The following is a 21,119-nucleotide window of genomic DNA, read 5'->3' on the forward strand; positions in this document are numbered from 1 at the left end:
GAACGGCCTCCCCCTGATGACTTTACTTAGCTGCTGAATGCGGCGGACTATTCGAATTCCATAATCAGTTCATCCACCGCAAGGCTTTGGCCTGCGCTGGCTGCAACGCGCTTCACCACACCCTTGCGCTCCGCCTTCAACACGTTTTCCATCTTCATGGCCTCAACCGTGGCAAGCATTTGACCGGCCTCCACCGTATCGCCCGCCTTCACCGCAACGCCTGTAATGACACCCGGCATAGGGCAAAGTAGCATTCTGGATGTATCGGGTGGCAGCTTGACCGGCATGAGTTTTGCCAGTTCCGCGACGCGGGGAGAGCGCACACGGGCCAAGACATCCATGCCGTTGGCGCGAAGGCGAATGGCAGAACCAACGAGATCTACCTTTACGCCTAGCTTCTCACCATTCAGCTGGAAATGCGCATGGGTTTGACCCGGCTGCCATTCACCGGAGACGGTGATACTGGTTCCCGCTTCATCGAAACGCACCACATCTGCATCCAGTGACACCGCATGGCCAACATCGCCAAGCTGCACCACCCATTCCTTGCCGATCTTGCGGGCGTGGTTGCCAATCGTGCCGGAAATCTGCGCTGCCCGAGCCTGAAGCTTGGCATTGATAAGCGCAGCAATCGCCGCAAGCTTCTGCGAGGAAACGGCATCGGGCGCAACGCCTGAAAAGCCTTCCGGAAACTCCTCGGCAATATAGGCCGTGGTCAACCTGCCGGAGCGAAAACGCTCCTGCCCCATCACGGCTGAGAGGAATGGAAGGTTGTGGCCAATGCCTTCCACCTCGAAATCATCCAACGCCGCGGCCATGGCGTCGATAGCGACCTCCCGTGTCTCGCCCCAGGTACAGAGCTTGGCGATCATCGGATCGTAATACATGGAGATCTCGCCGCCCTCATAGACGCCGGTATCGTTGCGCACCACGGTGCCGTTTTCCCGCTTGCCTTCGACGGGCGGCCGATAGCGGCTGAGACGCCCGATGGAGGGCAGGAAGTTGCGGAACGGATCTTCCGCATAAAGGCGGCTCTCAATAGCCCAGCCGTTCAGCTTCACATCCTCTTGCTTCAGTGCCAATGTCTCACCAGAGGCCACGCGGATCATCTGCTCGACCAGGTCGATGCCCGTAACAAGCTCAGTCACTGGATGCTCCACCTGCAAACGGGTGTTCATCTCCAGGAAATAGAACTTGTTGGCCTTGCCATCGACGATGAATTCCACCGTGCCAGCCGAGTGGTAACCAACCGCCTTGGCCAGCGCCACCGCCTGCTCGCCCATGGCGCGGCGGGTCGCTTCATCAAGGAAGGGCGATGGCGCTTCTTCGATCACCTTCTGATTTCGGCGTTGGATCGAACATTCGCGCTCACCCAGATAGAGGCAGTTGCCGTGCTTATCGCCCAAAACCTGAATTTCGATATGGCGCGGCTCCGTGACGAACTTCTCGATAAAGATACGGTCATCGCCGAAGGAGCTTTTCGCTTCATTTTTGGACGACTGGAAACCTTCGCGCGCTTCCGCGTCATTCCATGCAATGCGCATACCCTTGCCGCCGCCGCCAGCAGATGCCTTGATCATGACGGGATAGCCGATGGAGGCAGAAATCTTCACAGCCTCGTCCGCATCCTCGATCAAGCCCATGTGGCCAGGAACAGTGGAAACGCCCGCTTCCGCCGCAATCTTCTTGGAGGTGATCTTGTCACCCATGGCCTGAATGGCACCAACCGGCGGGCCAATGAAGGTAACGCCCGCCTTTTCCAGCGCTTCGGCAAAAAGCGGATTTTCTGAAAGAAAACCGTAGCCCGGATGTACGGCATCCGCTCCCGTCTGGCGAATGGCATCCATGATCTTGTCGATCACGATATAGGACTGTGAGGATGGAGCCGGTCCGATATGCACTGCCTCATCGGCCTCGCGCACATGCAGCGCATTGGCGTCCGCATCGGAATAGACGGCAACCGTCTTGATGCCCATTTTCTTTGCCGTGCGGATGACGCGGCAGGCGATTTCACCACGATTGGCAATCAGGATCTTCTGGATTGGCATCACGTCACCCTTGAACGACATCTTCAAACACACCCGGAAAACTCTTTCGAGCGGCAGCCTCGTTGATCTTCAACTTTGCGAAATAGGAGGCCGGATCGAAACCGCGCTCTGCGGCGACCACCTCACGCCCGAAAAGACGGCTAAGCCTCTCCCCATCCAGATTACCACGCTCGAAGGGTTCGGCCCCGAAGAACTGCCAGAGCGCCTGTAAGAAGCCTTCATCAGCCAGAGCCACCGTCTGGTCCATTGTGCGATAGCGCGGCATGGCGGTAAGTTTGGTCACCTTGGAATTAGCGCGGCGCAGTGTGTACTGCCACTGTGTTCCAGGAAGCCCTAAAGGGAAACCGCGATGCTTCGGCATTTCAGGGGTTTTGGCCATCAGCTTTGTTTCTCGATCAGTAAGAAGCTCACCACGCGTCACACCTCGAACACATCGTCAAAGGATTCGGGAAAATTCTGCCGTGCGACCCGCTCATTGATTTGCAGCATGGCTTCATAAGACAGCGGATCGAAGTCCTTGTCGGCTGGGACGACTTCGCGCCCGAACAGAAGGCTCAAGCGTGCTGCATCCAGATTGCCGCGCTCGAAAGGCTCTGCACCAAAATGATGCCAAAGGGCATGCAGAAAGGCCGCATCGATGCGGTGTTCCTTGGTGCCCGGGCGAGCCTTTCGCGGAATTGCCTTCAGCGGCGTCACGCCCTTCGGGTTGGCGCGGCGAATGGTGAACTGAATGCCCGTTCCCGGCATGCCACCCGGAAATCCTCTGTGTTTTGTCATCTCGGGCAGATTGGCCACGGCAGTCTCCAGTTCATCGGTTGTCTCAGGTCTGCCCCTCCCGGTCAGGAGAGGCAGAATATTTTTCGATTAGATCTTCAGGCCGTCGAAATCGGAGGCTGAATGGCGCTCGGGCAGGAAGGTACCAGGATCGCCCGACGCCTTGTTGACGATACCGCCGCGTTTAACACCCGGACGTTCCGCCAACTGCTTTGCCCAGCGCACCACATGCTCATATTCGCTGGTGGATAGGAATTCGCCCGCATTCGGATAGGAGGAATTCAAGGCGAGTCGGCCATACCAGGGCCAGATGGCCATATCAGCAATGGTGTATTCGCTACCGGAAACGAACTCATTGTTGGCCAGTTGGCGGTTCAGCACATCCATCTGGCGCTTGGCTTCCATCGCATAGCGGTCAATGGCGTATTGAATCTTCATCGGCGCATAGGCGAAGAAGTGGCCGAAACCGCCACCCACGAAGGGTGCGGAACCCATTTGCCAGAACAGCCAGTTCATGGCTTCTGTACGGGCGCGCAAATCGCTAGGCAGGAAAGCCCCGAATTTTTCCGCCAAATAGACAAGGATGGAACCGGATTCGAACAGGCGAACAGGCGCGCCGCCATCCTTCGGCTGGTGGTCCATCAAAGCCGGGATCTTGGAATTCGGGTTCACGCCCACAAAACCAGAACCAAACTGGTCACCCTTGCCGATATTGATGAGCCAAGCATCATATTCCGCACCGGAATGTCCTGCCTCCAGCAGTTCTTCCAGCAGGATCGTTACCTTCTGGCCGTTTGGCGTGCCAAGCGAATAGAGCTGCAGCGGATGGTTACCAACGCTCAGCGCCTGTTCTTGCGTGGCACCAGCGGTCGGGCGGTTGGTGCTGGCAAAAGCGCCGCCATTGCCTGGCTCCCAGGTCCACACCTTTGGCGGCTCATAGCCTGCGGGCAGGTTCTTTTCCGGCGGAAATTTGGAATCGCTCATGGGAATTCAGATCCTTGTTTCGTAAGGGGAGCGCCGGGAGGTTGGCGCGACCCTCAAGATATAGGCGATGTTTAACAACACGCGAGGTTCAAAGCGGAATCGTATCGTGCTTTTTCCAATGCGTTGTAATTTGCTTGTTGCGCAGCGATGCAAATGCCCGCGCAATGCGGCGGCGAGAGGAGTGCGGCATGATGACCTCATCGATAAAGCCGCGTTCAGCCGCCACGAACGGGTTTGCAAAGCGCTCCTCATATTCCTTGGTGCGTGCCGCGATCTTTTCCGCATCGCCCAGCTCCGAACGGTAGAGAATTTCGGTCGCCCCCTTGGCACCCATGACGGCGATTTCAGCGCTCGGCCAGGCATAGTTCACATCCGCGCCGATGTGCTTGGAAGCCATCACGTCATAGGCACCGCCATAGGCCTTGCGGGTGATGAGTGTCACCATCGGCACGGTTGCTTCCGAATAGGCGAAAAGAAGCTTGGCACCATGCTTGATCACACCGCCATATTCCTGCGCCACGCCCGGCAGGAAGCCCGGGACATCCACCAGCGTCAGAATGGGAATGGAGAAGGCATCACAGAAACGCACGAAGCGCGCCGCCTTGCGTGATGCGTCAATATCCAGGCAGCCTGCCAGCACCATGGGCTGATTGGCGACGACGCCCACCGTCTGCCCCTCCAGGCGCAGAAAGCCGGTTACGATGTTCTTGGCAAAGGCTTCCTGAATTTCGAAAAAATCACCCTCATCCGCCAATGCGTAGATGAGTTCTTTCATGTCGTAGGGTTTGGTTGGCGAATCGGGGATCAGGCTGTCGAGCCGCATCTCAACCCGCGCCGGATCATCGAAGAAGGGCCGCACCGGCGGCTTTTCGCGGTTGTTGAGCGGCAGGAAGTCGAATAGCTGGCGCACGGCTTCAAGCGTCTCGATATCGTTCTCGTAAGCCGCATCGGCGACGGAGGATTTCTTCGTATGCGTCGAAGCCCCGCCCAGTTCTTCAGCCGTGACGATTTCATTCGTTACCGTCTTCACCACATCCGGACCGGTAACGAACATGTAGGAGCTGTCACGCACCATGAAGATGAAATCGGTCATGGCAGGCGAATAGACAGCGCCGCCCGCGCACGGCCCCATAATGACAGAGATCTGCGGAATAACGCCGGAGGCTTCCGCATTGCGGCGAAACACTTCCGCATAGCCCGCCAGCGAAGCCACACCTTCCTGAATACGCGCGCCGCCCGAATCGTTCAGCCCGATCACTGGCGCACCAACGCGCACGGCCATATCCATGATCTTGCAAATCTTCTGCGCATGGGTCTCGGACAGAGAGCCCCCGAGAACCGTGAAATCCTGGCTGAACACATAGACCTGACGCCCGTTGATGGTTCCCCAGCCGGTCACTACACCATCGCCTGGCACTTTCTGCTCACCCATGCCAAAATCGACACAGCGGTGAGTGACATACATGTCATATTCTTCGAAGGAGCCTTCATCGAGCAGAACCTCGATGCGCTCCCGCGCTGTCAGCTTGCCCTTGGCATGTTGCGCATCGATGCGCTTCTGCCCTCCGCCCAACCGAGCCTCGGCCCGCCGTGCTTCCACTTCGTTCAAGACTGCGCGCATGTCGCCTCCACTTTTTGTTGGATGAGTTTTATCGCGTTGAAGTCATAGACGAAATAGCGATTTTCCTTGAACGCGTGCCGATGTGTAATCTATAAAAATGCAAATTGAATTTTGCGAAGTTGCAAACATGGCGATTGGAAAGCTGTATATCGGGCGTAAAGTTCGGGAAGTGCGTGACACAGCACGAGCTACGCAGGCGCAATTCGCCGAGAGGCTGGGGATCTCGACCAGTTACCTGAACCAGATCGAAAATAACCAGCGTCCCGTTTCCGCCGCGGTTCTCTTGGCTCTCGCGGAAAAATTTGGCGTTGGTATTGGTGAGCTTTCCTCCGGCGAAGGGGATCGCCTTCTTTCGGCACTCTCAGAGGCACTTTCCGACCCTCTTTTCGAGAGTTACAGCGCAAATTTGCAGGAACTGAAACTGGTTACGCAAAACGCGCCAGGCCTTGCCCACGCACTGATTACCGCCCATCAAGCCTATCGTCGCTCCAGCGAACAGCTTGCCAGCATGGACGACCGGCTGGACCGCGCTGCTTTGACGGAAGCTACGCCTTATGACGAGGTGCGGGACTACTTTCACTTCGTCGATAACTACATCCACGAACTTGACGTAATGGCGGAACGGCTAGCCGGTGAAATGGGCCTGGGTAGCGGAGATAATCACGCTGCTCTCCAACATTTTCTCCTGCATCGCTTCGGCGTGCGCGTGGAACGCACGGCGCTGAAAGACGAGTTGATCCGCAGCTTTGATCCCATTGCCCGGCGACTTTCGCTGAACGCCTACGCCGCGCCGGCCACCCGCGATTTTCAAATGGCACTGCAAATCGCGCAGCTTCACGCCTCATCCGTGATCGACACGATTGCCCGCGAAGCAGGCTTTCGTGCGCCGGAGGCGGTGGAAATCTGTCGCATCGGCTTGGCAAATTATTTCGCCGGAGCGCTGTTGCTTCCTTACGAAAGCTTCCTGAAGCGAGCTCGCGAACTGCGCCACGATCTCGATCTTCTGGCCGCCCATTTCGGGGCGAGCCTGGAGCAGATCTGCCACCGCCTCAGCACGCTGCAAAGGCCGGGACAAAAGGGCATTCCTATATTCTTCGCCCGTGTGGATCGCGCCGGCAACATCACCAAGCGCCACAGCGCCGCCAAGCTACAATTTGCCCGTTTCGGCGCTGCCTGTCCGCTCTGGAATGTGCATCAGGCCTTTGAAATGCCGGGGCGCATCATTCGCCAGCTTGCCGAAACGCCGGATGGCGTCCGGTATCTCTGCCTCGCCACCCAGATCACCAAGGGAAGCGGTGGCTTTCGGGCTGTCCAGCCGCGTTATGCCTTGGCACTTGGATGCGAGATGTCTTATGCCGACAGCTTCGTCTATGCGGATGATCTCGACCTGACAAACCGCGCCGCTTTCGAACCCATCGGCATTTCCTGCCGCATTTGTGAGCGGCATAACTGTCCGCAACGCGCCGTCCCGCCACTCAAAAGTCGGCTGGCTGTCGACCACGACAACCGCTCCATCGTGCCGTACAGGATTGTTTGAGATAGAAAAAGCGGACCGTGTTGCCACGATCCGCTTTGGGGATTAATCGCTCGCTCGGAAACTTACGCGACAGCGCGAGCAAGAGCGCAACGCGACCACAGCTGGTGCAGGGCGCCAACAAGATGCTCAATATCGCCATCCGTATGCAATGGCGTCGGCGTAATGCGCAGGCGCTCGGTCTTGCGTGGCACGGTCGGATAGTTGATCGGCTGCACGTAGATGTCAGAATGGTCGAGCAGCAGATCGGAAATCCACTTGCACTTGGCAGCATCACCCACCATGACCGGCACGATATGGCTCGGGTTCATCATGTGCGGGATGCCATTGGCATCCAGCGAGGCACGCAGTTTGCGCACGCGATCCTGATGGCGAGCCCGTTCAAACGGGCTGTGCTTCAAATGACGGATAGAGGCAACAGCACCGGCAGCCAGAGCTGGTGGAATGGCCGTGGTGAAGATGAAGCCGGATGCGAAAGAGCGAATGAAATCGCAGACAACATGTGAGCCAGTGATATAGCCGCCCATAACACCGAAGGCCTTGCCCAGCGTGCCTTCGATGATGGTGATGCGATCCATCAGGCCTTCGCGTTCAGCAATGCCGCCGCCGCGCGGGCCGTACATGCCAACGGCATGCACTTCATCGAGATATGTCATGGCACCGAATTCATCGGCGAGATCACAGATTTCCTTGATCGGCGCGATGTCGCCATCCATGGAATAGACGCTTTCAAAAGCGATCAGCTTCGGAGCCTTCGGATCAGCCGCAGCCAGCTTTGCGCGCAGATCGTCGAGATCGTTATGCTTCCAGATCACGCGCTCGCATTTGCCGAAGCGAATGCCTTCGATCATCGAGGCGTGGTTGAGCGCATCCGAGAAAATGATGAGGCCAGGGATTTTCGCGCCAAGCGTTCCAAGCGTCGCCCAGTTCGAAACATAGCCTGACGTAAAGATGAGGGCAGCTTCCTTGCCGTGCAGATCGGCAAGTTCCTGCTCCAAGAGAACATGGTAGTGGGTGGTGCCAGAAATATTCCGGGTGCCGCCAGCACCCGCGCCACAGTGATCAATGGCTTCGTGCATTGCCGCAACCACTGCCGGATGCTGGCCCATGCCGAGATAATCGTTGGAACACCAGACCGTTACGTCACGCTTGCCTTCTGGAGTATGGCGCGTCGCACGCGGAAAGCTTCCGCGATGACGCTCGAGATCGGCGAACACGCGGTAGCGGCCTTCCTGATGAAGGCTGTCCAGTTCGCCTTTGAAAAATGCCTCGAAATCCATTCTTTCACTCCAGAACCTGCCACCGTCTTTTGGGTCCTCGTCTGACACACGTCAACCCTGCAACCGGCGATTCCCTGCCACCTGCGGCATTTGGCCCATTTCTTTGAATTATTCCAATATAGATTTACGAAGGAAGCGATAATAAAAATTGATCCACGTCAATCTGGGTAAAAAAAGAGCGGCCGAAGCCGCCCAAATTGCTGTCACGTAAAGTCATTTTGCGGCAGCCACAGCTCGCTTGGCCATCACCTTTACAAGATTGGCGCGATACTCCGCCGTGCCGTGCATGTCTTCCATCATCATCGACGGATTAATGCGGACGGCAGAAAGTGCCTCGGCAGACCAATCGGATGCCAGCGCTTGCTCGATCTCCGTTGCCCGGAAAACACCGGTTGATCCGGCACCCGTTACGGCAACACGAACCCCGGTTGCCGTTTTCGCCACGAACACGCCGGTCAGCGCATAGCGTGAGGCAGGATTCGGGAACTTGGCATAACCTGCCTTTTCAGGTGCCTCGAAGGAAATGGCGGTAATCAGTTCGCCCTCCTCCAGCGCCGTATCGAACATGCCCTGAAAGTAATCGGCTGCGGTAATTTCCCGCCGGTCGGTGATGACAGTGGCGTTGAGAGCGAGAACAGCGGAAGGATAATCCGCCGCAGGATCATTGTTGGCGACAGAGCCACCAATGGTTCCCATATGCCGCACATGCGGATCGCCAATCATGCCCGCCAATTCGCAAATGGCGGGGCAAACGGCTCTCAGCGCCGCCGAAGCCGCCACTTCCACATGAGGTGTTGCCGCCCCGATGCGAACCCGGCGACCTTCCACCGTAATACCCTTCATGCTCTCGATGTGCCGTAGATCCACCAGATCCGAAGGCGCGGCCAGCCGCTGCTTCATGGTGGCGATCAGCGTCATGCCGCCGGAAAGATAGCGGCCTTCTTCATTGGCCGAACGCAGTTTAACAGCATCCTCGACGGAGGAGGCACGATGATAATTGGTCTCGTACATAGCCCGTCCCTCCCTTACTCGGCAGCCATGCGCGGCTGCGCATTCTGCAATGCTGTCCATACTTTCAGCGGCGTCGCGGGCATGGCGATTTCCATGCCGATTGCGTCGGTAATCGCATTTATCAGTGCCGGAGGCGAACCGATGGCCCCGGCCTCGCCGCAGCCCTTGATGCCCAAAGGATTGCCGGGGCACGGGGTATTTTGATGCGACAGTTTGAAGGAGGGAAGATCATCGGCGCGTGGCATGGCGTAATCCATGTAGCTCGCCGTCAGAAGTTGGCCGCTCGTCTCATCGTAGCGAACCTCTTCCAGAAGCGCCTGCCCGATGCCTTGCGCCAAACCACCATGCACCTGGCCTTCCACGATCATCGGATTGATGATGTTGCCGAAATCGTCAGCTGCCACGAACTGGATAATCTCCGTCTTGCCCGTATCCGGATCGATCTCCACTTCCGCAATGTAGCAGCCAGCCGGGAAGGTGAAGTTGGAAGGATCGTAGAAGGCGGTCTCCTTCAATCCCGGCTCCATGCCCGCTGGCAGGTTATGGGCGGTATAGGCAGCCAATGCCACCTGGAACCATGGCAAGGTCTTATCCGTGCCTGCCACTTTCAACTCACCGTTTTCGATGACGATATCGCTCTCATCGGCTTCCATCAGATGTGCGGCGATCTTCTTCGCCTTCATCTCCACCTTGTCGAGAGCCTTCACGATGGCAGACATGCCAACCGCCCCTGAGCGGGAACCATAGGTACCCATGCCCATCTGCACCTTATCCGTATCGCCGTGGACGATATTGATGCTAGCCAGAGGAACACCCAAACGATCCGCCACCAACTGCGCGAAAGTGGTTTCATGGCCCTGACCGTGGCTGTGCGAGCCGGTCAGAACCTCAATGGTGCCAACCGCATTCACCCGCACTTCGGCAGATTCCCACAGGCCGACACCGGCACCGAGCGAACCGACGGCCTGAGACGGTGCAATGCCGCACGCTTCAATGTAACAGCTCATACCGATGCCGCGCTTCTTGCCACGGCTTTCGGCCTCAGCACGGCGGGCCGCAAAACCATCCCAATCAGCCGCCGCCATGGCAGCACTGAGAGAAGCCTCATAGTCGCCGGCGTCGTAATTCATGATAACCGGCGTCTGATAGGGGAAGGTCCGAACAAAGTTCTTGCGACGCAGTTCCGCTGGCGAAACACCCAGTTCGCGTGCTGCGATTTCCATTGTTCGTTCAAGCAGATAGGTTGCCTCAGGCCGCCCTGCCCCACGATATGCATCCACTGGCACAGTGTTGGTATAGACGGTGCGGACATTCGCATGGATGGCCGGAATGGCGTATTGGCCGGAAAGAAGCGTCGCATAAAGATAGGTCGGTACAGCCGAGGAGAAGAGCGACATGTAAGCGCCGAGATTGGCAATCGTTTCCACCTTGAGGCCAATGACGCGATGTTCCTTGTCGAAAGCCATCTTAACTTTCGATACATGGTCACGGCCATGGGCATCCGTTAAAAATGCTTCCGTGCGGTCGGAGGTCCATTTCACCGGCACGCCGGTCTTTTTAGAGGCCCAGAGACAGACGATCTCTTCCGGATAGATATAGATCTTGGAACCAAAACCACCGCCGACATCCGGCGCAATCACCCGCAGTTTGTTTTCCGGTGCGACATTATAAAAGGCGCTCATTACCAGTCGCGCCACATGCGGGTTCTGGCTTGTGGTATAGCAGGTGTAGTGGTCTTCGGCAGAATCGTAGATACCAAGTGCTGCACGTGGCTCCATCGGATTGGGAGACAGGCGGTTGTTGAGGATTTCAACTTCCGTCACATGCGCAGCCTCAGCAATGGCCTTGTCGGTCGCGGCGGCATCGCCGATATCCCAGTCGAAAATAAGGTTGCCGGGTGCTTCCGGGTGAATCTGAGGAGCGCCGCCTTCCAATGCCGCAAGGCTGGTTATTACGGCAGGCAATTCGTCATAATCCACGACTACTGCTTCCGCCGCATCGCGCGCCTCTGCCACGGAATCGGCGACAACAATGGCCACTGCATCGCCGACATAGCGCACCGTATCCACGGCGAGCGGCCGCCATGCGCCCATCTTCATGGGAGAGCCATCCTTGGAATGGATCATCCAGCCGCAAATCAGGTTTCCAATGCCATCGGCCAGCAACTGGCGGCCATCCAACACATCAATAACGCCTGGCATGGCTTTCGCCGCAGACACATCAATGCCGTTAATCCTGGCATGCGCATGCGGGCTTCGAACAAAACAGGCATATTTCATGCCCGGCACAACCATGTCGTCGGTGTAGCGGCCCTTGCCCGTGAGGAAACGCTTATCCTCCTTGCGGGCAACGCGCGCACCAATCCCTTCCATACCCATGTCATCTCCTCCCGAGAGCGCTCGATGAGAGCGAAAGAACAGTAATGATAGGCGCAACGGCGCGGCGAGATCTTAAAGCTCCCGGGTGCGCCGAATGCTGGATTCGAAACCTGATTATTCGGCCGCTTGGCGCTGGGCGCCGTGCATTTCTTCATTGGCGGAAAGCACAGCCTTCACGATGTTATGGTAGCCGGTGCAGCGACAGATATTGCCTTCCAGCTCCTGGCGAACTGTCGCCTCGTCCAGTTCGCCGCCATGACGGTTGATCATGTCGACCGCCGTCATCACCATGCCGGGCGTGCAGAAACCACATTGCAGCCCGTGATGCTGGTTGAACGCTGCCTGCACCGGATGCAATTCACCCTGTACTGCAAGCCCCTCAATGGTGGTAATGGTTGCTCCAGATGCCTGCACGGCCAAGACGGAACAGCTTTTCACCGATTTTCCATCCATATGGATAACGCAGGCTCCGCACTGGGTCGTATCGCAACCCACATGGGTTCCCGTTAGTGCCAGTTTGTCCCGAATGAAATGAACGAGCAGCGTGCGATCGTCGCACTCGCCCGACATCGTCCGGCCATTGACCGTCAACGTCACTTTCGTCATGAACTCCTCCAAATCCTAGACGAGGCGCGTGTCTCCTCAAACACGCAAGGCCCATCATTCGTCTTTTTTCATGTACGATCAATAGATAGTTTTGGTGGCGACAAGTTATCGCAGAAGATGAGGCAGGCTCACTTCAATAGATTCTTAGCCGAGCCATCTGGACTTCACACTGGAGAGTCATATCCTTCCGTTCAAGCTGCGTTAATGTTTGATCGGCTTAGCGTATACGGGACCGGTCGAAGAGCCGGGACACGCTCGTAACATTTGGAGAGAGTGATGAAGAAGGCGATTATGCTTCTGATGGTGGGCCTGACCATGGCAGGCTGCACGCAGACCGAAAGAGGCGCTGGCATTGGCGCAGGCGCAGGCGCAGTGATTGGCGGCCTGGCAACGGGCAACGTTCGTGGTGCAGCTGTGGGTGCTGCTATCGGCGGTCTGTCCGGCGCTGTGATCGGTTCCGTTTCCGAACAGCCGGGCCAGTGCTACTACCGTGACCGTTACGGTCGCCGTTACGTAGACTCCTGCCCACGCGGCTACTGATCATTTCCGCCATTTGAGGCGTTGAGAATTCGAAGCCCCGGGAAAACAGCCGGGGCTTTTTGATGACTGTGTGACAGAAACATGGTACCGCATGATTGAGAATTCGGTTAGATTGACTGCTAATATAGAAGTGACGCTCGCGTCTTAAGGGTGGGAATACCAAACTGCGTACGAGCAATGAAATGCCCGTCCAGGAACGCATGAAGGCGGTCCGGAAGCTGAGTCTCGTAGCGGTCCTGCTCGCGGGAGCCTCATTGATTCCAGGTTACACAAGCGAAGCACACGCTTTCAAACTGTTCGGCATCAACCTCTTCGGCAGCGATGAGGATGAAAAAGCCGATGTCATTGATCCCGTTCGCTACTCTGCCACCCTCGATACAACCAATGCCTCCGGTGACTTGAAGGATCGGTTGGACAATACCAGCGCGCTGAAATCTGACGAGGAGCAGCCTGTTTCGGGCGATTTGGGACTGGTCATCAAAGCCCGTGAAGATCGTGACCGCCTTGTCGCCATCCTCTACGAAGAAGCCCGTTATGGTGGCGTGGTGCGCATCACCATCGACGGACAGGAATTAGACCGCCTGCCACCTATACCGCAATTTGATCACACCAAGCCCGTTCCCGTCGTCGTCACCGTAGAGCCCGGCCCGGAATTCACGCTCGGGCAAGTACGCTTTGAAGGCGATGCTACTGCCATTCTGCCGGACGATGTAGGCCTGAAAGCGGGACAGAAAGCTGGCTCGGTTTCCATTATTCAGGCGGGAGAGCGCGTGGTTCAGGCTCTGAAGAAACAGGGCCGTCCTCTTTCAAAAATCAACAAGCGCGATGTTGTCGCCGACCACGCAACGAATACGGTTGCTGTGACGATTTCGGCCACCAGCGGACCTGTGGCACCCTTTGGAGCAGTCACCGTCAAAGGCTCTCAGGGTGTCGATGAGAATTTCATCCGCCGCTACTCTCGCCTTGACCGTCGTGAAACATATTCGCCAGAGCAGTTGAAGAAGGCGGGCGAACGCCTGCGCGAGCTGGGCGTCTTTTCCAGCGTCAATATTCGTGAGGCAGACAAGCTGGCTGCTGATGGTTCGCTGCCATTGACCATTGAAGTATCGGATGGAAAATTCCGCTACTTCGGTTTTGGCGCCGAATATTCCTCGCTCGATGGTGCCGGCCTTTCTGGCTATTGGGGTCATCGCAACCTGTTTGGACAGGCTGAATCGCTGCGGCTGGAGGCACAGGTTTCCGGTATCGGCGCGACGACCGACCTCACCACCTTCGATTATTCGGCAGGCATCATCTATTCGGAACCGGGCTTCAAGATCCCTGAGCTAACCCTCGATGCCAGCCTTAAAGCAAAGCGTGAAACGCCGGATGTCTACACCGCCAATTCGATAACCGCCCTGACAACATTGACTTACGAATTGAGCGATCAGGACAAGGTGACAGGCGGCGGCGAAGTGGCATGGACCCAAGCCGAAGACGCCTTTGGCAAGAACGAATATCTTACCGTCTCCCTTCCGCTGACCTATGACCGCGACGCACGCAACAACAAGCTAGAACCGACGGAAGGTTATCGCTTCACTGCATCCACCAAGCCAAGCTACGAAACCTATCGCGGCACATTCTTCTCCTCATTTGAGGGATCGGCCTCGGGCTATCTTGGATTTGGCGAAGAAGATCGCTTCGTGTTGGCAGGCAAACTTTCCGCCGGAACGATCGTCGGCGGGGATGAACTTGCCGATATACCCACAACCAGACGTTTCTTTGCCGGTGGCGGGGGGTCAATTCGTGGTTATACGTTCCGGGAAGTCTCGCCCTATAACGCGGCAAATGAGGCAACGGGCGGACGCTCCTACGCTGTTGCGAACCTCGAGGCACGTATCAAAGTTACTGATAAAGTTGGAATTGTCCCGTTTTTTGATGTCGGAAGCGTTTCCACCGAAATCGTGCCTGATTTTACCGATATCCGCATGGGCGCCGGTATCGGGCTGCGCTATGCAACTCCGTTCGGTCCGTTAAGGTTAGATGTCGCTGTTCCATTGAATCGCTATGACGGCGGCAGCCAATACGGTATTTACGCGGGCATCGGGCAGTCATTCTGATGTCGCAAAAAACTGTAGTTCAGGATAAGGAATCCGACAGCTTGCCAAAGGTGAACCCGCGTTCATGACATCACCGCGTCGAACACACTGGATTTTGCGCGCCGCGCTTGCCGTGGTGGCGCTTGCCGTTGTTCTGGTGGTGGCACTGGCGCTGTTTCTGGGCTTTACCGCCGCTGGCAATCGGTTAGCCGGAAACCTTGTTTCCTCACTTATCTCTTCTCTAGACCAGACAATCACCATCTCGCCTCCGCGTGGCCTTCTCACGGGTCACCTCAAGCTTGACACTGTGACGCTGGCGGATCGGGATGGCGTTTACGCGGAAGCCTCAAACATTGCTGTTGACTGGTCACCGCTTTCACTTCTGCGCGCAACTTTCCATGCGGAGCGGATCGAAATTGGCGCATTGAAAGCCATACGTGCCCCGCTTGCTTCCACAACACCCGCCCAGAACCAGACAGACAGTTCCGGCAACGGATTTTCCCTGCCCGTTGCTGTTCAGATCGATAGCTTTCGACTGCCAAACGTTGCGCTGGAACCGGCGCTGACAGGGCGTCATTTCGATCTGGAAGCAGAAGGTGCGGCCAATGCGACGGGAGAGCGCGTAGGTCTGAAATTTTCGGGGCGTCGGAAAGATGTTCCCAATGCCGTTGCCCAGGCTGATCTCGTATTTGCGCCTCAACAGAACGAGTTGAAACTCCAGGCCCAAGTTTCAGAACCGCAAGGCGGCCTGCTTGCGCGGCTTCTGCATCTGCCCGGATCGCCTTCGCTGGCGCTGGCGCTCGACGGCCAGGGGCCACTTTCCAACTGGTCCGGTCAGCTGCGTGGTACCGTAGATGGCAAGCCCGTTATCAGCCTGGATGGACAGCATAGCCTTAGTGCAGAAGGTGCGCACCAGGTGCAACTTCGTGGCGGTGGCGAGTTGACTTCGCTTCTGCCTCCAAGCCTGCGCCCGCTTTTCCCGGATCGCACCGACCTCAACCTCGGCGCTGCGATAGCATCCTCTGGCCGAATTGAGATCAAGACGGGCGAATTGACGACTGGTTCGATGAAACTTCAGGCATCTGGCGCGCTCGATCCCTCTGGCGACAACAGCCTGACCGGCAGTGCGACGGCGACGAATGGCCCGATCAACCTTGAATGGCCGATGGATCCACAGCCTGCACGGATTTCGATCGACAACTTCAATTTTACGCTGACGGGACCGGCGGAATCCTCGCGCTTCAATGCAACGGCTGCGCTGAAGTCCCTGTCTGCCAGTGGGGCCACCTTTGGACAAATCCGTCTTCAGGCGGAGAGTGAAGATCTCAACCTTGTTGACAAGACAGGCAGCATCCGCACCCGCCTTAGCATTGCTCAGGCAGATTTCGACAATCCCGATCTTGATCGGCTGATCGAAGGCCCGATCCGTCTGGATGCGCCTATTCGTCTTGCGCCTCCTGCCATTGGGCTTGATGCATCGACCTTTGAGAGCGCCAATCTTTCCGGCACGATCAGCGGTGCATACAACACCTCCAAGCAATCGGTGACCGGCAATATCCGCATGTCGCTCAACCCGAGCGGTATGCCAGAAGCGGCAAGTCAATACTTTGAGGACATGGTTGGCATCGAAGGCTATGTGGATGCCGTGATCGGCGGGCGCATGAGCCTGGAAAACCTGGTCGTAAAATCCAATGTCGTGGAGGGACACGGCAACCTGCTTCTCGATGGCGGCAAGCTGGAAGCGCGCTTGGCCGGTCGTGTGGCCGAAATCGCCAAGTTCCGCCCGGATGCAAAAGGCGCTGCTGGCTATGACGTGACACTCAACGGCCCACTGGAGGCCCTCGGTGTGAAGGCCGTGGTTAACGCTGCGGAGGCTCGCTACAGCGGCCGGATGCTGGAAGCCGTCAGCGCCCGGTTTGACGGAACAGTCGGCAGTGGCAAAACAGCAGGCACGGCCATCGTGTCAGGTAGGGTCGATGGTAAGCCACTGAAGCTCGATGCAGAAATTCGTCAGGAAAACGATCTTTATAAGCTGCCTCGCATAGCGCTCGATGCAGGCGCAAACCGCATTAGCGGCGCTCTCGATCTTTCCAACAATTTCCTGCCACAGGGACAACTCGCTTTCGATTTGCCCGACATCGGCCTACTGGCCTCACTTGCAGGTCAACAGGCAAGCGGCGACCTTCGCGGCTCCCTTTCGCTGGGCAATGATAACGGCAAAATGTCCGCGACCATCAATGCCACTGGCCAATCGGTTGTGGCGAACGGCGGCGTAATTGAAGCACCAGCCATTGATCTGGCCAGCACGGATGTGATGGCGCTGATTGCACAAGGTACGGTTCGCGCCAATGCGATCACGGTCGCGGGGCAAAAGCTTCAGGATGTAAATCTCAAGCTTGAGGGCGATGCGAAGCGCACGAACCTTGATCTGGAAGCTCGCTATTCCGATGCTCCCCTGGTGATGCAGGGCGTTGTGGACCGCACGGCACCCGACCAGATCACAATCGAGATCAACCGCTTGGCTGCAAAGCCAAATGGCATTGACATTGCACTCGCCGAACCGGCGCGGGTTCGTTTGGCTTCAGGCAGCGCTGCTCTTGGCACGATTACTCTGAATGCGGGCGGTGGCAAAGTCGTAGTGGAAGGCACAGCCGGGCCGCAATTGAACGTCGCCTTGCGTGTTAGTGATCTTCCAGCTGCCATAGCCGATAGCTTTGTGCCGGGTCTTGGCGCGGAAGGTAAAATCGGTGGCGCTGCGACGCTTGCCGGACGTTCGTCCGATCCTGTTATTCGCTACAGCCTCGCATGGAACAGTGCCCAGGTTGGCGAAACCCGCACTCGCAACCTCGGCGCTTTCACGCTTTCCAGCCGAGGCCGTATGCAAGGCAGCTTGCTGACGGTGGAAGACGCGGCCCTGACCGGACGCGACGGCCTCTCCTTGCATGCAAACGGTACCGTTTCGACAACCACACCGCAGACCTTGAACCTGAAAGCGGACATCGCTTCCATTCCGGCCAGCATCGCCAACAGCTTCGTGCCGAACCTGGACGCGAAAGGCCAGATAACAGGCACAGCAGCGGTTACCGGCACGGTTGGCGCACCTGTCGCAACTGCTCAACTGGCTCTTGGGGAAGTTTCCACCGTTCAAACCCGCGCAGGCGGGATCGAGGCGGTGCGCGGACGGTTGGATGGCCGCTTTGAGAACAATAGGCTGACGGTCAATGAATTCGTTCTGCAAGGCGGCAAGGATCTCGCCGCACGCGTGACAGGCAGTCTCAACCTTGCCGATGACCGGGCCATCAACCTTCAGGCCGATCTTTCGTCCATTCCTGCAAGTCTTGCCAATGCGTTGCGCCCCGATCTTGGCGCAGTCGGCACCCTTTCCGGCACTATCAACGCGTCTGGTACGCTGGCTGCTCCTAAGGCCTCCTTCCAGGCCAAGCTGGCGGATGCTTCCTTTGAACAGACGCGCAAGGCTGGCCTGCCCAATCTCAACCTGATCGCCAACGGTACAGTTGAGAACCAGATCCTGACACTTTCCCAAGCAGAGCTTGTTGGCGGCGACAATGTTTCCTTGAAAGCCAGCGGCACGGCGGCCCTTGATGGGGACAGGGCGCTCAATATGCGCCTGGATCTTGTCAATCTGCCCCTGTCGCTCGCGGATGTGTTGCGTCCAGGGCTGGATGCGAAGGGGCAGTTGAAGGGTCGTGTGACACTTGGCGGCAATGTTGCGGTTCCAGTCGTGCGCTACGATCTTTCAGGCTCTGATCTTTCGATAGCAGAAAGCCGTCAGGCAGGCGCAAACGCCATCGCGCTGCGCGCTCTCGGAAGCCTTGAAAACAACACGCTGACACTGGACGATACGTCCCTTACCGATCCTTCCGGCCTTTCGGTCACGGCAAAAGGTCGCGTTCTGCTGAATAGTCCGCAAGGGCCGGTGCTGAACGTCAATGGCAATATCGCCTCACTGCCGGCTGCACTGGCGAATGCATTCGTACCCGGACTTGACGCAAGCGGGGTCATTTCGGGCTCCGTTCAATCCAGCGGAACGGCAGAAGCACCCGTGGCCGATTTCAATCTCGCCTGGAGGGATGCTGCCACAGCGCAAACGCGAGCAGCAGGCATTCAAGGCTTGGCTTTTAATGCAAAAGGCAGACTGGAAAACGGGGCTTTGACCATTGCCGAATCCGGTTTGACGGGTCCGTCTGGCCTATCGGCAAAGGCCAATGGTACCATCGGCCTGACGGGCGAGCGAGAGTTGAACCTGCAAGCCGCCCTTGACGCTTTTCCAGCTGCGCTTGCCAATGCCTTTCTTCCCGGCATGCAGGCTTCCGGCATTGTTTCTGGCACGGCTGCAGTGTCGGGCACGACGGCTGCACCGGCTATTCGTTACGATCTGCAATGGGCCGATGGCTCGATTCGCCGCAGAGGTGATGCAGGTGTTGGACCGCTGAACCTGCGAGCCCAAGGGTCGTTTGAAAACCGCAAGCTGACTTTGGGCGAGACCCGCCTTAGCGGCCCAAATGGCCTTTCTGTCACGGCAAATGGCGATGTGACCTTGCCTAGCGACGGAAAAGGTCTTCCTACAACCAATCTGAATGCGGATATCGCAGCCCTTCCCGCCAATCTGGCCAACGCCTTTGTTCCAGGCCTTGGCGCAACCGGCGTTATCTCGGGCAAAGTCACTGCCCTGCCGGGTGCGGGTGGAGCTGGCGCGCGCTTTAACCTCACCTGGGCCGATGCCTCCCTGGCGCAGATCAGAAGCGCCGGGCTCCAATCCTTTCGTATTGGTGTGAACGGCAGCCTTGAGAACAATGCGGTCAACTTCCAGACCGAGTTGAGCGGCGCTGGAGGTTTGAACCTTTCCGGCGGCGGCACGGTTGGGCTGGCGGGCGATAGACCGCTGAACCTGCAGTTTCGCGGTGGCCTTCCCTTTGCCCTCCTGGCCACGCAGTTGTCAGCACAAGGCTTCGTTCCTTCCGGCACCGGCAATGTAAATGTTTCGATTGGCGGCACGGCGAGCGCACCTCAGATAACGGGAACGGCCTCAACGAGCGATGCTCGTTTGATCGATGTGCGCCGAAACCTCGCGCTCAACAAAATCAACGCGCAGGTGCATTTCAACCGAGACCGCGCGGAAATCTCCAGCGCAACGGCTGCTCTTTCCACGGGCGGCACGATCAGCGCTCAAGGATCTGTTGGGTTGACGGATGGCTTTGCCGCTGATCTTCGGATCGCGCTCAACAATGCGACCTATGTGGATGGCACTCTGGTAACGGCAACGGTCAACGGCAACCTGACGGTGACTGGCCCGCTGCTTCAAGACCCACGCCTTGGTGGAACCGTGACGCTTGTCAAAGCCAACATCACCGTTCCGGCAAAGCTGCCTGCCTCGCTCGCCGAAATCAACGTCAAGCATAAGAATGCACCTGCGGACGTACGCGCACTGCTTGCGTCTCTTGCGCCAAAGGGCGGAGAAGGCACAAGCCGAAGCCTCAGTCTTGATCTGACCCTCAATGCTCCAAACGGCATCTTCGTTCGTGGTCGTGGCATTGATGCGGAGCTGGGCGGCAATCTCACTGTGCGTGGCACCACCGCAGAACCCATCGTATCTGGCGGATTTGAGATGCGGCGCGGTCGTATCGTCATCCTCACCAAGCGGCTGGATTTCACCACGGGAAAGATCACCTTCGGCGGCAGTTTGATTCCGGTGCTTGATATGGTGGCGGAAACAAGCTCCAACCAGACCACGATCACCATTAATGTGTCTGGCGTGGCTAACGACCCGGATATCACCTTTGGTTCCTCCCCTTCCCTGCCGCAGGATGAAGTGCTGGCCCGGTTGATCTTCGGTCAGTCCATGTCTCGCCTCTCGGCCCTACAGATTGCGCAACTGGCAGACGCGGTGAGCCAACTTGCAGGCGGCGGTGATAGCTCTCTCTTCCAGACCCTTCGTGGGCGGCTGGGCGTGGATGATCTGGATCTGAAAACTGATGACAATGGCCAGACCAGTGTATCCGTGGGTCGCCGCCTGAACGACAAGACCTATTTTCAGCTGGAACAGGGCGGCAGCAGCGGTGCGAAAGCTTCGATCAATCTCGATGTAGGTCGAGGCGTGAAACTGAAAGGTTCAGCTGGCAGTGAAGGTGGCTCTGCCGGGATTTTTTACGAGAAAGAGTATTGACGAAAGCCAAGCTCGCTCCACTTCCCACCCGAAATCGATCTTATAAGAAACTATGCATGTAACTTAGTGTGCGGATTCTTC

At 57.4% G+C, this 21,119-nt stretch carries 13 protein-coding genes; 4 read left to right on the top strand and 9 right to left on the bottom strand.

Annotated features, from left to right (window positions below; genetic code table 11):
• Positions 1-47: 47 nt before the first annotated feature.
• The 5 genes from AC0JZ1_RS18665 to AC0JZ1_RS18685 form a co-directional block, all read right to left on the bottom strand.
• The gene (locus tag AC0JZ1_RS18665; protein WP_471883943.1) at positions 48-2,069 is read right to left on the bottom strand and encodes an acetyl-CoA carboxylase biotin carboxylase subunit; all 2,022 of its coding nucleotides are present in this window, start codon (positions 2,067-2,069) and stop codon (positions 48-50) included.
• Positions 2,053-2,427 (bottom strand): hypothetical protein, encoded by a 375-nt coding sequence (locus tag AC0JZ1_RS18670; RefSeq protein WP_471883944.1) that lies wholly within the window; start codon positions 2,425-2,427, stop codon positions 2,053-2,055. The genes AC0JZ1_RS18665 and AC0JZ1_RS18670 overlap by 17 nt, the downstream gene beginning before the upstream one ends.
• Positions 2,428-2,465: 38 nt before the next feature.
• Positions 2,466-2,843, bottom strand: coding sequence for a hypothetical protein (locus AC0JZ1_RS18675; protein ID WP_471883945.1), 378 nt, complete (start codon positions 2,841-2,843; stop codon positions 2,466-2,468).
• A gap of 69 nt (positions 2,844-2,912) precedes the next feature.
• The gene (yghU, locus tag AC0JZ1_RS18680; protein WP_471883946.1) at positions 2,913-3,806 is read right to left on the bottom strand and encodes a glutathione-dependent disulfide-bond oxidoreductase; all 894 of its coding nucleotides are present in this window, start codon (positions 3,804-3,806) and stop codon (positions 2,913-2,915) included.
• Positions 3,807-3,894: 88 nt separating this feature from the next.
• Complete coding sequence (locus AC0JZ1_RS18685; protein ID WP_471883947.1) at positions 3,895-5,427, bottom strand: acyl-CoA carboxylase subunit beta; 1,533 nt, start codon at positions 5,425-5,427, stop codon at positions 3,895-3,897.
• Between the two features lie 127 nt (positions 5,428-5,554).
• Here AC0JZ1_RS18685 and AC0JZ1_RS18690 point away from each other — a divergent pair, with 127 nt between their 5' ends.
• Positions 5,555-6,964 carry a helix-turn-helix domain-containing protein gene (locus tag AC0JZ1_RS18690; RefSeq protein WP_471883948.1) on the top strand — a complete coding sequence of 470 codons (1,410 nt, stop codon included), beginning with the start codon at positions 5,555-5,557 and terminating at the stop codon, positions 6,962-6,964.
• 62 nt (positions 6,965-7,026) lie between these two features.
• On the opposite strand, the gene hemA is transcribed toward AC0JZ1_RS18690, so the two are convergent.
• From hemA to AC0JZ1_RS18710, 4 genes are all read right to left on the bottom strand, one after another.
• Complete coding sequence (hemA, locus tag AC0JZ1_RS18695) at positions 7,027-8,241, bottom strand: 5-aminolevulinate synthase (RefSeq protein ID WP_471883949.1); 1,215 nt, start codon at positions 8,239-8,241, stop codon at positions 7,027-7,029.
• A gap of 213 nt (positions 8,242-8,454) precedes the next feature.
• The gene (locus AC0JZ1_RS18700; protein ID WP_471883950.1) at positions 8,455-9,252 is read right to left on the bottom strand and encodes an FAD binding domain-containing protein; all 798 of its coding nucleotides are present in this window, start codon (positions 9,250-9,252) and stop codon (positions 8,455-8,457) included.
• A 14-nt stretch (positions 9,253-9,266) separates the two neighbouring features.
• Positions 9,267-11,630, bottom strand: a complete 2,364-nt coding sequence (locus AC0JZ1_RS18705; protein ID WP_471883951.1) for a xanthine dehydrogenase family protein molybdopterin-binding subunit — start codon at positions 11,628-11,630, stop codon at positions 9,267-9,269.
• Positions 11,631-11,744: 114 nt separating this feature from the next.
• A complete protein-coding gene (locus AC0JZ1_RS18710) occupies positions 11,745-12,236 on the bottom strand; it encodes a (2Fe-2S)-binding protein (RefSeq protein ID WP_471883952.1) in 492 nt (163 codons plus the stop codon).
• Between the two features lie 276 nt (positions 12,237-12,512).
• Between AC0JZ1_RS18710 and AC0JZ1_RS18715 the strand changes: the two genes are divergently transcribed.
• The 3 genes from AC0JZ1_RS18715 (at position 12,513) to AC0JZ1_RS18725 (ending at position 21,038) form a co-directional block, all read left to right on the top strand.
• Entirely contained in the window at positions 12,513-12,776 is a 264-nt protein-coding gene (locus tag AC0JZ1_RS18715) for a YMGG-like glycine zipper-containing protein (RefSeq protein WP_471883953.1), read from the top strand.
• A 182-nt stretch (positions 12,777-12,958) separates the two neighbouring features.
• The gene (locus AC0JZ1_RS18720) at positions 12,959-14,875 is read left to right on the top strand and encodes an autotransporter assembly complex protein TamA (RefSeq protein WP_471883954.1); all 1,917 of its coding nucleotides are present in this window, start codon (positions 12,959-12,961) and stop codon (positions 14,873-14,875) included.
• Between the two features lie 64 nt (positions 14,876-14,939).
• Positions 14,940-21,038: a translocation/assembly module TamB domain-containing protein gene (locus tag AC0JZ1_RS18725; protein ID WP_471883955.1), complete on the top strand. Its 6,099-nt coding sequence runs from the start codon at positions 14,940-14,942 to the stop codon at positions 21,036-21,038.
• Positions 21,039-21,119 lie beyond the last annotated feature (81 nt).

It is taken from the genome of Affinirhizobium capsici (assembly GCF_977018625.1).